Source organism: Staphylococcus sp. Marseille-Q1834, assembly GCF_916858875.1.
Lineage (GTDB): Bacteria > Bacillota > Bacilli > Staphylococcales > Staphylococcaceae > Staphylococcus > Staphylococcus pragensis.
Genome location: NZ_CAKASN010000002.1, coordinates 138,422 through 151,037, shown reverse-complemented (window position 1 = coordinate 151,037; position 12,616 = coordinate 138,422). Strand labels below are relative to the sequence as shown.

The 12,616-nt window shown below is 30.2% G+C and carries 13 protein-coding genes and 1 pseudogene; 4 read left to right on the top strand and 10 right to left on the bottom strand.

The features are described from left to right. Positions 1-49: 49 nt before the first annotated feature. Genes LIX58_RS09880 through LIX58_RS09865 form a run of 4 tightly spaced genes read right to left on the bottom strand, consistent with a single transcriptional unit; the run spans position 50 to position 4,167 of the window. The gene (locus LIX58_RS09880) at positions 50-853 is read right to left on the bottom strand and encodes a Cof-type HAD-IIB family hydrolase (protein ID WP_126566764.1); all 804 of its coding nucleotides are present in this window, start codon (positions 851-853) and stop codon (positions 50-52) included. 51 nt (positions 854-904) lie between these two features. Continuing rightward, positions 905-1,822, bottom strand: coding sequence for a homoserine kinase (gene thrB, locus LIX58_RS09875; RefSeq protein ID WP_154836735.1), 918 nt, complete (start codon positions 1,820-1,822; stop codon positions 905-907). Then, a complete protein-coding gene (gene thrC, locus LIX58_RS09870; protein ID WP_126566759.1) occupies positions 1,823-2,884 on the bottom strand; it encodes a threonine synthase in 1,062 nt (353 codons plus the stop codon). A gap of 5 nt (positions 2,885-2,889) precedes the next feature. Beyond that, a complete protein-coding gene (locus LIX58_RS09865; RefSeq protein WP_126566757.1) occupies positions 2,890-4,167 on the bottom strand; it encodes a homoserine dehydrogenase in 1,278 nt (425 codons plus the stop codon). A 199-nt stretch (positions 4,168-4,366) separates the two neighbouring features. Here LIX58_RS09865 and LIX58_RS09860 point away from each other — a divergent pair, with 199 nt between their 5' ends. Beyond that, positions 4,367-5,749, top strand: coding sequence for an aspartate kinase (locus LIX58_RS09860; RefSeq protein ID WP_226386303.1), 1,383 nt, complete (start codon positions 4,367-4,369; stop codon positions 5,747-5,749). Positions 5,750-5,832: 83 nt separating this feature from the next. Here LIX58_RS09860 and LIX58_RS09855 read toward each other — a convergent pair whose 3' ends face one another. Beyond that, a complete protein-coding gene (locus tag LIX58_RS09855) occupies positions 5,833-6,414 on the bottom strand; it encodes a hypothetical protein (RefSeq protein ID WP_126566754.1) in 582 nt (193 codons plus the stop codon). Between the two features lie 460 nt (positions 6,415-6,874). Here LIX58_RS09855 and LIX58_RS09850 point away from each other — a divergent pair, with 460 nt between their 5' ends. After that, positions 6,875-7,732: a hypothetical protein gene (locus LIX58_RS09850; RefSeq protein ID WP_154836731.1), complete on the top strand. Its 858-nt coding sequence runs from the start codon at positions 6,875-6,877 to the stop codon at positions 7,730-7,732. A gap of 94 nt (positions 7,733-7,826) precedes the next feature. Here the strand turns inward: LIX58_RS09850 and nucI are convergent. After that, positions 7,827-8,365 (bottom strand): annotated as a pseudogene (gene nucI, locus LIX58_RS09845) (thermonuclease NucI). A 164-nt stretch (positions 8,366-8,529) separates the two neighbouring features. Here nucI and LIX58_RS09840 point away from each other — a divergent pair. Both LIX58_RS09840 and LIX58_RS09835 read left to right on the top strand, forming a co-directional pair. Further along, positions 8,530-8,721: a LapA family protein gene (locus LIX58_RS09840; RefSeq protein ID WP_154836727.1), complete on the top strand. Its 192-nt coding sequence runs from the start codon at positions 8,530-8,532 to the stop codon at positions 8,719-8,721. Between the two features lie 352 nt (positions 8,722-9,073). Next, positions 9,074-9,253, top strand: coding sequence for a hypothetical protein (locus tag LIX58_RS09835; protein WP_154836725.1), 180 nt, complete (start codon positions 9,074-9,076; stop codon positions 9,251-9,253). On the opposite strand, the gene LIX58_RS09830 is transcribed toward LIX58_RS09835, so the two are convergent. Genes LIX58_RS09830 through LIX58_RS09815 form a run of 4 tightly spaced genes read right to left on the bottom strand, consistent with a single transcriptional unit; the run spans position 9,254 to position 12,562 of the window. Beyond that, a complete protein-coding gene (locus LIX58_RS09830) occupies positions 9,254-9,856 on the bottom strand; it encodes a response regulator transcription factor (protein WP_226386302.1) in 603 nt (200 codons plus the stop codon). Further along, a complete protein-coding gene (locus tag LIX58_RS09825) occupies positions 9,853-10,953 on the bottom strand; it encodes a sensor histidine kinase (RefSeq protein WP_154836721.1) in 1,101 nt (366 codons plus the stop codon). Before LIX58_RS09825 ends, LIX58_RS09830 begins: the two co-directional genes overlap by 4 nt. After that, positions 10,954-11,691, bottom strand: coding sequence for an ABC transporter permease (locus LIX58_RS09820; RefSeq protein WP_226386301.1), 738 nt, complete (start codon positions 11,689-11,691; stop codon positions 10,954-10,956). It abuts the gene before it with no gap. Between the two features lie 13 nt (positions 11,692-11,704). Continuing rightward, entirely contained in the window at positions 11,705-12,562 is an 858-nt protein-coding gene (locus LIX58_RS09815; RefSeq protein WP_154836717.1) for an ABC transporter ATP-binding protein, read from the bottom strand. Between the last annotated feature and the right edge of the window lie 54 nt (positions 12,563-12,616).

Genomic DNA, 12,616 nt, shown 5'->3' with positions numbered 1-12,616 from the left:
AAAACATTTTAGTATATTCAACGTTAATAAGTACTCATGCTTTAATTATTTATAAAATTTCTTTTAAAGCGGCTGGTATACCATTAGAATCATTATCTAATGTCACTTTGTCCGCTACTTCTTTTAATTCTTCAGTAGCATTTCCCATAGCTACAGAATAACCTGCTACTTCAAACATAGACTGGTCATTTAAACTATCGCCAAAGCACACTACTTCTTTTAAAGAAATATCTAACTTTTCACATAACGCTTTAATAGCATTACCTTTAGATACGCCTTTACCCATAAACTCTAAGAAAAATGGTTTACTTGTAGTAACATCAATATTGGAATTAAATGAACCATGTAATGCATCTCTTACATTCGTAATGTTCTCTACATAATCTACACCCATCACTTTAGGCACATCTTCATTGATATATTTTTTGATATCGTCTACTCTCTTCATCGGTAAACCAGTAAGTTGAGATTCAATATCTCTATATTCGTGATCACCATCGTGAATGATATGACCATCTTGATAAGTTAACACTAAAAAGTTCTTTTCTCTACAGAAGTCTGCGATTTTATCAAAGTCTTCTTTTGAGACACTCTTACTTACTTCAACTTTTTCAGTGGCTACTTTGATTGTTTTTCCACCATTATAACTAATGATATAGCTATCATGTTTATCTAAATGTAATTCTTTAGCTATGGGTAACATACCTTCTGTTGGTCGTCCAGAAGCTAGAACTACTTTATAGCCTTGATTTTGAAGATCTATTAAATACTCTTTCGTTTCAGGACTTACTTTATTATCACTATTAATTAAAGTATCATCCATATCCATTACTATCACTTTGAAATTACTCATATTTTTATGGTGCTCCTTTCAAAAATTGCTTGTTCTCATTTTACAATAAATTTAAGAAGGATACACAATTTCTTCAACTACACCTACTTGATTAATCGTAGCTAATTCAGAATTACAATGTGTAATTTGATGTCTCAATGCTCTTACCAACTCGCCGCTTTTTTCTTTACGACTTAATGTTAAGATAGTAGGTCCCGCTCCACTAATCACTGTAGCATAAGCATCATATTTCTTGGCTAACGCTTTTATTTCTTCAAATTCTGGAATTAAATGTTGACGATATGGTTCATGAAAACCATCTTGTGCCATCATCTTCCCAGCAAGTTCATAATTGTGCTGTATTAAGGCGCAAATCATTGTATTACTAATCGCACTATTTTGAATTGCTTTTTTATGAGAAAATTTATCTGGCAAAACATTTCGAGAATCTTCAGTTTTTAATTCATATGGAGGAATAGTTAAAATAATATCCACGTCAGGCACATCAATATGAGCGACATCTGTTTCTTTAGTATCTGGATTATAATATCCGGCCAATAGGCCTCCATATATAGTCGGCGCTACGTTATCGGGATGACCCTCAAATTCAGTTGCTAACTGAAGTAACTCATATTTTGAAAGCTGAATGTTACCAAAATAATTAGCTATATATAATGCTCCAACTAAAGCAGATGCTGAAGATCCTAATCCTCTTGCTAATGGTATGTCACTTCTCATTTCAACCTTTAACGTCGGTAACTCAATATTATATTTAGTAGCAACTTGTTGGGCGACTTGATATATGTAATTGTCCTTATTGTTAGGAAGACTGTTTAATTCTGGACTTAAATACTCAAATTCCCACTCATCACCTTCGATTCTATGAACATATAAATTTAAATATTTGTCGATAGCCATTCCAATTGAATCAAATCCTACTCCTAAATTAGCAGTTGATGCTGGAATCTTAAGGTGCAAATATTTATTCATTTATAATGCTCCTTTGATGTAATCAATAATACTTGCTTTATCATTCGGAAGCGGTTGAATAGGATTATCTAAAATAGAAATAGCTGTGTCAGGATCTTTTAAGCCATTACCAGTTAAAATAGCTACAACTTTTTTATTTTTTGGCAACTTACCTGCACGATGTAATTTAATAAGTCCAGCAATAGAAGCATTACTTGCTGGTTCACTAAATACACCTTCTTTTGAAGTCATTAATTGATAAGCTTCTAAAATTTCTTCATCTGTTACGCTATCAATTAAACCATTAGATTCTTCTAACGCTTTTGTCGCTTTACTCCAGCTAGCAGGATTACCGATACGAATAGCAGTAGCAATTGTTTCAGGATTTTTAATTACTTTATTTTGAACAATTGGAGATGCACCTTCTGCTTGGAAACCAAATAATTGTGGTAACTGGCTACCTTTTTTCTCGTTATATTCTTTAAACCCTTTCCAATATGCAGTGATATTTCCCGCGTTTCCTACTGGGATCGCTAAAACATCTGGTGCTTGTTCTAATTGTTCAACAATTTCAAATGCTCCTGTTTTTTGTCCTTCAATACGATATGGGTTAACTGAATTCACTAATTCAATTTCATCATCATTTGCCGCTATTTCTTTAACAATTTCTAAAGCTTCATCGAAATTTCCTTCAATAGAAACGATTTCTGCCCCATACATTACCGCTTGAGATAACTTTCCTAACGCTATTTTACCTTCAGGAATAACGACTATTGCTTTTAAACCTGCTCTTGCGGCATAGGCTGCTGCAGAAGCAGATGTATTACCAGTTGAAGCACAAATAACTACTTTTTTACCTTGCTCTTTTGCTTTAGTGACAGCCATTACCATGCCACGGTCTTTAAAAGAACCTGTAGGATTTGCACCCTCAAATTTGACATATAAGTCAATGTTTAACATTGCTGATAAATTTTCACAATGGATAAGTGGTGTATGCCCTTCATTAAGTGTTAAATGAGGTGTGTCTTCATTCACAGGTAAATATTCTTTAAATTCTTCTACTAATCCTTGCCATCTTTTCATAATTATTAAACTCCTTCAACTGGATAAATTTTTTCAACATTCAATCCTGCTTTACTTAGTTCATCTTCAGGAGATACGTCTAAGCCAATAACCACTACACCATAAGATGTTTCATCTCTTTTTTCTATTTGAAGCGATTTATGGAAAGGTAATATCGCTTTTAGTTCACCTTCAATTTTTTCTATTGATTTGTCACTATGAATAACAACATAATAATTTAACTTTTCCTTAAGAGAAACTGACTCATCATTATCCATTAATTCGCGTGTTTCATCAGTCTTCAATTCGAAATGTGGAGGAAGTGTATGTAGATTGGATTCAAAGAATAACGCAACATTCAATAAGTCACTTACTACCGCACTACCTGTAGCTAAACTACCTGCCCCCTTACCGTAGAACATAGTGTCTCCTACAGCATCACCAATAACGTAAATAGCATTATATTCATTTTCCACAGCAGCTAATTGGTGAGATTTATGTATTAAAGTTGGTTCTACAGATGCTGAAACTTTGCTGTTATAATATGTTCCTTTACCAATCAATTTAATCTTATAACCTAATTTATCTGCTACATTAATATCACTCAATGTTGTGTTACTAATTCCTCTAACTTTTACATCATTTAATTTAATGACTTGGTTAAATGATAAATAAGAAGTAATCACTACTTTACGTGCTGCATCAATTCCTTCAACATCATCAGTAGGATCCGCTTCTGCATAGCCTAAACGCTTTGCTTCTTCTAGTGCTTCTTCAAATGATGATTGTTCTCGTGTCATTTTAGAAAGAATAAAATTAGAAGTACCATTTAAAATTCCCATAAATTTAGAAATATTATTGGCATTTAATCCATTATTGATTGCATTAACGATTGGAATACCACCTGCTACACTTGCTTCAAATTTTAGTGCTACGCCTTGTTTTTCAGCTAAATCTTCTAAAAGTTTTAAGTGTACGGCTAGTAAATCTTTATTCGCTGTAATAACATGTTTACCACGTTTAAGCGAATCTCTAAGCCAATCAACGGTAGGTTCAATACCTCCCATAACTTCGATAACGATATCAATTGAATCATCATTTAAGATTTCGTCTACATCATCTGTTAAATGATATTGACTAATATTGATAGGTCTTTTTTTAGATTTATTACGAACTAAAATATGTTTAATAATGATATCTTTATTGAGCGTATCTTTAATTTGTTGTCTATTTTCTTCTATGATTTTTACTACGCCTGACCCAACTGTTCCCAGGCCAAGTAAAGCAACGTTCAATTCTTTCATATAACTATCTTCCCCCATTTGTATTACTGAGAAATACAATTGTTTTCTTGAAATATACTTTATTATAGTATACTATTAAATCATATTAAATTGATAGGACTTTTTTAGCGTAAAAAGTGAATATATAGATATATATTACCACGGGGTATCAGAAAATTAAATAGAATTTTCTGATTTTTTAGAAAGGTTGATACAATTTATGAAAGTAGCAAAATTCGGCGGTAGTTCTGTTTCAAATGCAACTCAAATTAAAAAAGTCCTTAATATTGTCAATGAAGATGACGAACGTAAAATCATTATTGTTTCTGCTCCTGGAAAAAGACACAAAGATGATATAAAAACAACTGACCTTTTAATTCGTTTGTATGAAAAGGTTCTAAATGGATTAGACTATCAAGATAAAAAGAAGGAAATTATTCAGCGCTATGCAGATATTTTAGAAGAGCTAGAGATGGATATGATTTTTTTAACTACAATTGATGAAACACTTGAACACATCATTAAAACATTAAAAAACGAACCCCCTCGTTTATATGATGCTTTATTATCGTGCGGCGAGAATTTTAATGCTCAATTAATCGCAAGTTATAATAACTCACAAGGTGTTAAAACAACATACTTTTCCCCTAAAGATGCTGGTATTTTAGTTAGTGATTTGCCTCAACAAGCACAAATTTTAGAAAAAGCTTATGACCAAATCTATAAACTGAGAGAGGTTGAAGGAAAAATTATTATTCCTGGTTTCTTCGGGGTATCTAAACAAAATTATGTTGTAACGTTCCCTAGAGGCGGATCAGATATCACTGGTGCAATTATTGCTAGAGGCGTAAGAGCATCACTTTATGAAAACTTTACTGACGTTTCAGGTATTTTCAAAGCGAATCCAAATGTTATAAAAAATCCAGAACTCATTAATGAAATTACATATAGAGAAATGCGCGAATTATCTTATGCAGGGTTTGGTGTTTTCCACGATGAAGCACTACAACCTTTGTATAAACATAGAATTCCTGTAGTTATTAAAAATACTAATCGTCCCCAAGATAAAGGAACGTTCATTAGACATGATCGCGATATTAATGATAAAGAAGTTATTATCGGTATTAGTTGTGACAAAGACTTTACAGTAATTAATATAAAAAAATATCTGATGAATAGACAAGTTGGGTTTACTCGTAAAATATTAGAAATTCTTGAAGATTACAATATTTCTTTTGACCATATGCCTTCAGGAATCGATAGTATCAGTATTATTATGCGTACACATCAAATTAAAGGTAAGGAACAAGAAGTTTTAAATGCTATACGTAAAAAATGCGATGTTGATGAATTAAGTATTGAACATGATCTAGCTATTTTAATGATTGTAGGGGAAGGAATGAACAAATCTGTAGGTACCGCCCATCAAATTACGCATGCATCAGCCGAATCTAATATTAACTTAAAAATGATTAACCAAGGCGCCTCAGAAATTTCAATGATGTTTGGAATTTCGGTTGAAGATGCTGATAAAGCAGTCTTATCAACCTATGAATATTGTTATCACGGTGTTTGTTTAAAAAATTTATGTGCTAAAAAGTAATAAAAAGCAACTGATATGTTGATAAATACTGTTAAAGTCTTATCTATATCAGTTGCTTTTTTCTATCTTAAATTTTATTAGGTTTAACCTTGTGTTAAAGCTGCTTGGATTCTTTGCTCACCCACAACCATTTTTAATATAACAAATTGATAGTAACTTAACGCTTCTAATACCCTTTTATAATTTGGTAATTGATGATAATTTTGATTATCCATCAAATCATACATTAGCACTATTTCTGGTTTTATATAATCAACATTCCAAGTGAGCGAATGAAAATAAATACTATTTTTAGGTAGACGAATACTTTCATCTAATCTAAATATCCATTCTTCATTTACAACATCATAAATAAAGATATTTAGAACTAATTCATTATTAATTGTGACATCGATATGAGCTACTTCCGGCACATTTAATTTATCTTTATCCATTTTCTTATTATTTTTATTATAAAAATTATATGTGTATGATGAAGGAATTACTCTTAACACTTCGACTAAATATTTTCTCTCAACACATATGTCAACTTTTGAAGGTAGCGTAAAGTTATCGTTTAAAAATAACTGCATAGCGACTTCCCCATGAAATTTAAAAGATTTTCGACATTTTGATTTAAGAATGTCTACTAACTTTTCTACATATTCTTGATGTTCATTCTCCATTCTACTACCTCCTAAGGAAACGCTTTCATAGTGATTATTATACCTTTCTTGTACAATATTTTCAAACTTCAATTTATGAAAAATATGTAAGTATTTAACTCATAAAATGTTAATTCCAACATTTTAAATTCAATTAATATTTAATTGATAATTAACTATTATAAAATAATTCTTTAAAATTTTCGATATAAAAATAACTAATTTATAAGCCAAATTACTTCTAACAGAAACCTACATCATATTTATCAAACCTAAAAGTTGAGAAACTTGAATTAAAATTAAAGTGTAAAATCAATTGTTTTTAATAATGTCTTAACAAAATCTTAAGACCTTCTTGATTTTCAGAATATTGAACTGTCGATATATTACGTTTATAATTTATGTGTTGTCTTATATCATTTAAAATTTTTGAAAACGTTTAATGATATAAACGAATAAACAAAAATGCAGGTGATTAATTATGACGTTAACGGTTATTTTGCTAATTATCATAGCAGTACTTATCTTGGCATTTATTTTAAATCAACGTTATATGCAAGATCGAGTTGACACTGAAATGTATGCTAGAAATCAAATGATATCTAAAAATGCAGTTTTAAGTAAAGAGAATTTAGATCTTAGGAACAAAATGTTAAGTTCTAACAAGGAAATCAGTCCGCATGCTAAAAGTAATGCAAAAAGAGTGATAAGAGAAATTTTAGATAACTACATCACTGAAGGTCAATTAAAATTTTATCATATCGTTACGACGAGTAATCTAGCAACTAAACATCCTTTATTCGAATATGCTAGAACATTTGATTTTATTGTTATTTCTGATATTGGTTTAATCAATATTGATGTCAAAAAATGGAATCAGAAAACGTTCTATCATTTTAATGCGCCGATAGACGATAAAATGGTTATTGATACTAAAGATGTTAATCAAATAGTTGGTCATTATATTAGCAAACAGTTTCATAGCCAATTCAATTCACCACGTAGTGACATTTATACTTTTGTCGAAAAGGTTCAAAATAATAGAGTGATTTATGACTTTTATGAATATGATCCATATGAACAAGCTGCGATAAATTCTAAGTCTTTAAAAGATAATATTGAAAAGCATTTTGACCACAAAATTCAAAGTATTGGTATTATTTACTTTAGTGACGGAAGTGTTAATATCATTGAAGGTGCGCAAGATCGTGAGAAATATGTAGACACAGTCTCAACAAAATATTCACTCGAACATGTGATTAAAAATGCAATTAATTTATCTAAACACCCACTTACTGAAGAACAGGCTAGTAAAATCGTCAATAGCTTCAATAACTAATTTATTTTAATGAATTGAATATTTAACATTAATGATAAAAGCGATTATCATACTATCTTCCTAGATAATATGATAATCGCTTTTTCTCTTTATTTTAGCTCCAGATATTAACTTTATTCTTTTTAGCTTCCGCTTCATCTTTTTCAAAAGTACTTCTATATTTACCGTTAGGCGCAAAATATTTTTCACGTGCCAACCCTTGTTTTACTAATTCTTCATTGTACATTGTATCTTTATCTAACCAGACATATGCTAAAGTACGTCCGTATCGATCCTCTTTTTTTCTTTATCGTACTCTAAGTATACATCTTTACCTGATAAATGTTTTTTACTATAATTTGTTGCTTCTTTTCCATAAGGTTGCACAGGTGTATTAGGTTTAACGGTTTCAGGCGTATCCACACCGATTAATCTTATTTTTATTTCTTTACCGCTATTATTTCTAGCTACAAATGTATCACCATCGACGACACGTTCAATATGTACTTTCTCTTTACCCTTTAATTCTGTAGTTGATGAAGTTGGGCTCCCGCTATTTTTAAACGGACCTGTGTGATTAATAAATTGGAATGCTAACACCCCTACTATAATCACAGCTAAGACGATTATACTGAGAGATTTTTTAGATTTCATGAACTCACCTGCTCTTCTTTTCGATACTTCCATATAATATATAATTCGAATTTAATCGTCAATGAAATATTTACTTACATTAATATAAAACGTCTTTTTATTTTCCTGAAAATGAAGAAACAATTAAAATCATGCTATAATGTAATGCGTTAGGAGTGAAACACATGAACGAACGTAATGAAAATTTACTGACTACTATAACTGTCGTAATCGCCATCATCATTGGTGTTATTCTTCAAATTATTTATAAACTTCCAATCATTGTATCAGTAGTAGTAGCCGTATTATTAGGCGTTTTAGTCGGTTTTATTATTTATATTATTCAATCCTTTATTAAAAAACGTAAAAACAAATAAGAGGCTGAGACAAATTAAAATGTCTCAGCCTTTGCTAATATATTGGCAAAGACTGACTGGTTTGAAAATTCGCTTAAATCAAGCTTTTTTCAAATCTAGTCACCCTTGCCGGGGAGCGGGGCCCCAGCACAGAGAATTTCATTAAGAAATTCCACTAATAAAGCAAGCTGGGGTTGGACGACAAAATTTATTTAATTTCTGTCCCACTCCCTTATTTTTAATATTTAAGATTAATTTAAAGTCAGTGTGGTAGATATAAGGAATAACTATATAATTTATCCTTTATAGAAATATTAAGACGATAATCAAAAAGAAACCTCATATTAAATACTAAAGTAAAGAGGTGGAAACAATGGAAATTCTTGATATTATTATCGATACACATGGACTTATTTATAGAGTGCAAACGCAAAATGGCAATATATTTGAACACACATTAGCTAATGAAACACCACCAGACAAAGTAGCACAAGTATTACGTTTATTAGCGACCCACGTAGATCAATTAGAAGCGGAAAAGGCAAAAAAATAATTAAATCCATCCTTTACTTATTGCCTTTTTCCAAGCATCAAAACGATTTTCTGCTACTAATTTTTCTATAATTATAGAAGTATAATTTCGTACTGTGCCATTTGAAAGATATAGTTTTTCAGCAATTTCTTTACTACTTAAACCTTCACCAATTTCACGCAATACAACTTGTTCTTTATGTGTAAGTGGGTTAGCTTCTTTAAACAATGAAGTCATTAATGAAGTACTATACTCTCTTTCTCCTTGCATTACTTTATGAATAGTCGTAACTAATTCATCTACGGATCGCTCTTTTAAAACATAAGCGTCTACTTCATTTGCTACTGCCTTTTCAAAATAACCAGGTCGTTTAAATGTAGTGACTATTATAATTTTTGTATCAATTGAAGTTTCTCTTAACTTTGCTAAAACTTCTAAACCTGACATTCTCGGAAGTTCAATGTCCAATATTACCACATCAGGAGGATGTTGTTTAATAAAGTCAAGTGCCTCTTCCCCATTATCAAAGTCATTTACAACTTTCATATCCTCATTCAATCCTATTAACTGCACCATAGCTTGACGTAACATATATTGATCTTCTGCAATCACAATTGAAATCATTGTACATCTTCCCTCGGTATAGTGATTTTTAGTTGCGTACCGTTTACTGATTTAACTTCTAATGTGCCTTGAAGTAATTCTACTCTATCACTTATACTTTTTAATTTAATCTCTTTTGGATTTTTAATTCCGATACCATTATCTTTTACAAATAATTGAATACTTTCTTGATTATTTTTTAATTTACCTTCCACTCTAGTCGCTTGAGCATGTTTAATAATATTATTTATTGTTTCTCTGAAAATCATTGCTAGTATAGACTGCTTGGCTGGATTTAAAGAATTTGCCCCTTTTTTATTTTTAAAAGTAAATTCAACATTAGCGTCTTGCAATATATTATCAATAGAGGTCACTTCATCTTCAAAATTTTGGACCTTCAAATTTTCTATAATATGTCGTACTTTATTTAATGTTTCTTTAGATATTTCATTTATATTTTTAATTTCTTCTTTTGCAGCTTCAGGATTAGAGTCAATTAATTTAAAAGCTAATTCTGACTTCAAACTAAGACTAGCAAATACATGGCCTAAGGTATCGTGTAAATCTTGACCAATGCGATTACGTTCTTGTTCTGCAATAAGAACATTGATGTATTTATTTTTTGCTTCAAGTTGTCTACGTGTTTCTCGATGTTTCGCCGTGCTAAAATTCCCGAATAACAATGCCATAATAACTATATAATAAATAAGTAGACTGACTAAACTAGTAATGTCATCTTGATATATTGTTACAATGACACAACTCACCATAGTTAACAATAAAAGCACAAATTCGATTGATTTTATACTTGCTTTAAACATAAAAGGGATTGCAAATGCACTAAAAAAGAAAAACAAGCTCAGCATTGGACTAAATACTGCTACAAAATAAACGATTGCAATTAAATGTATAATAAATAATGATAAATTTAGCTTATAATTTAATTTTTGATGAAACAGAATTAAACCACTGTAGGCAATCGTAAAAATTAATACAACAATAATATTCAAAATAAATTCTTCTCGATTTCTTGTTAAATAAACTCCATAAAACGGAAAAATCAGATAAATTAATGAAGAAATTTCTCCCATTCTAGCACCTATATTGCGACGCGCCATTTAATTCACTTCTTTTCTCATATTTATATATAATGCAATGATTAAAAATACCAAACTATACATAATCAAAATAACAAATGATTGTAAATTAAAACCGTTACCTTTACCTAAATCTAAAGCTAACTGACATAAATGATATGTTGGCGTACATTTTGAAATATGTTGTAACCAAGTTGGAAATGTTTGAACTGGAAACCATAGACCTCCAAGAATTGCTAAGATCATATTAATTAAATTGGCAATACTACTCGCTTTTTGCGCTTCATTAAATTGGGTAATAATAAGACCTAAAGTTAAAAACAAACTTCCTCCAATCCATAGTGAAAACCCCGATAAAATCCATTCACTTAAGCTCAAGTTAACACCTTTATAAAAATGCGCTACACTAAATAATAATATAATTGAAAACAAAAAAAGTGTCATTGTTTTTAAGATTTTGGATAAAAAATAATTAAAAGGTGTTATAGGTGTAGCTATCAAATTTTTATACCAACCGTTATTTTTCTCTTCAATAATTTCAAGTGGAAATTGCATCATACAAAATCCCATTAAACTAAAAGTTGTCATACTATACATATACTCTTTATAGAAAACTTTTTTAGCATCTTCTGGCAAATCAATCAAAGAACTAAATAATATATAAAATGCTAAAGGAAATATAAATGCTAAGAAGGTAGTTAATTTACGTCTCACCATTAATTTATATTCAGTTTTTAATAACATCATTGTATTATTCATAATTTAACGCTCCTTACTCATTAGTATTTGTAAACATTAATTCAAGCAATGATTTTTTATAAATTGTCATATAGTTTAAATTGAAGTTTAGTTCTAATAAGCTTTTTATCACTTCCTCAACTTCGTTCGTATAAATTTTTAAATTTCCATTTTTGACTTCTGTTTTAAATGATTTTGCAAGTGATTGATGTATCTCATGACTATAATTTGTTAACTCTACAATCGAATTATTTTGATTAGATAATATATGTTGAGGTGTATCATCAATTTTTACTTTTCCATCTTCTAAATAAACCACTCTATCAGCCATCCGCTCTACCTCTTCGATATAGTGAGAAGTATACAATATTGTTATATTTTGACGTTTAAGGCGATAAATAATTTGCCAAAAATGTTCTCTTGTTTCAATATCCATAGCAGCTGTAGGTTCATCTAATATTAAAAATTGAGGGTTACCAATTAATGTAAGCGCGAAATCTAACAGTCTTTTTTGACCACCTGAAAGATCATTAGCATATTGGTTCATTTGCGTTTGACTAAACTGTGTAAGTTCTCTAAATTGCTCTAGAGTCATACTATTTTTATATAAAGTTTGATACAAATAAAATAATTCTTTAACTTTAATTAATTTTGGGAAGTTGGTGCGTTGAAATAAGATTCCCATATTTTTCGACTGATTTAAGTCATCTGCATCGTTAATCGAACCTTTAGAAGCATGTTTATGGCCAATTAATATATCTATTAATGTTGACTTACCTGCGCCATTTTTACCAATTAAAGCAGTACATGCCCCTTTTTCAATTGTTAATGAAATATCCTTAAGTACCTCTTTTTTTCCAAAAAATTTAGACAAATGCATTATTTCAACCATGACTGTTCACTTCCTTTTATTTAATATACTTAATTTATCAACTTTCTTTATTTG

What these genes read in the sequence shown, in the direction of transcription:
- LIX58_RS09855 (WP_126566754.1), bottom strand. Translation starts at nt 6,414, where the DNA reads ATGGAGAATGAACATCAAGAATATGTAGAAAAGTTAGTAGACATTCTT.
- thrB (WP_154836735.1), bottom strand. Translation starts at nt 1,822, where the DNA reads ATGAATAAATATTTGCACCTTAAGATTCCAGCATCAACTGCTAATTTA.
- LIX58_RS09820 (WP_226386301.1), bottom strand. Translation starts at nt 11,691, where the DNA reads ATGAATAATACAATGATGTTATTAAAAACTGAATATAAATTAATGGTG.
- LIX58_RS09850 (WP_154836731.1), top strand. Translation starts at nt 6,875, where the DNA reads ATGACGTTAACGGTTATTTTGCTAATTATCATAGCAGTACTTATCTTG.
- LIX58_RS09830 (WP_226386302.1), bottom strand. Translation starts at nt 9,856, where the DNA reads ATGATTTCAATTGTGATTGCAGAAGATCAATATATGTTACGTCAAGCT.
- LIX58_RS09825 (WP_154836721.1), bottom strand. Translation starts at nt 10,953, where the DNA reads ATGGCGCGTCGCAATATAGGTGCTAGAATGGGAGAAATTTCTTCATTA.
- LIX58_RS09860 (WP_226386303.1), top strand. Translation starts at nt 4,367, where the DNA reads ATGAAAGTAGCAAAATTCGGCGGTAGTTCTGTTTCAAATGCAACTCAA.
- LIX58_RS09880 (WP_126566764.1), bottom strand. Translation starts at nt 853, where the DNA reads ATGAGTAATTTCAAAGTGATAGTAATGGATATGGATGATACTTTAATT.
- LIX58_RS09835 (WP_154836725.1), top strand. Translation starts at nt 9,074, where the DNA reads ATGGAAATTCTTGATATTATTATCGATACACATGGACTTATTTATAGA.
- thrC (WP_126566759.1), bottom strand. Translation starts at nt 2,884, where the DNA reads ATGAAAAGATGGCAAGGATTAGTAGAAGAATTTAAAGAATATTTACCT.
- LIX58_RS09815 (WP_154836717.1), bottom strand. Translation starts at nt 12,562, where the DNA reads ATGGTTGAAATAATGCATTTGTCTAAATTTTTTGGAAAAAAAGAGGTA.
- LIX58_RS09840 (WP_154836727.1), top strand. Translation starts at nt 8,530, where the DNA reads ATGAACGAACGTAATGAAAATTTACTGACTACTATAACTGTCGTAATC.
- LIX58_RS09865 (WP_126566757.1), bottom strand. Translation starts at nt 4,167, where the DNA reads ATGAAAGAATTGAACGTTGCTTTACTTGGCCTGGGAACAGTTGGGTCA.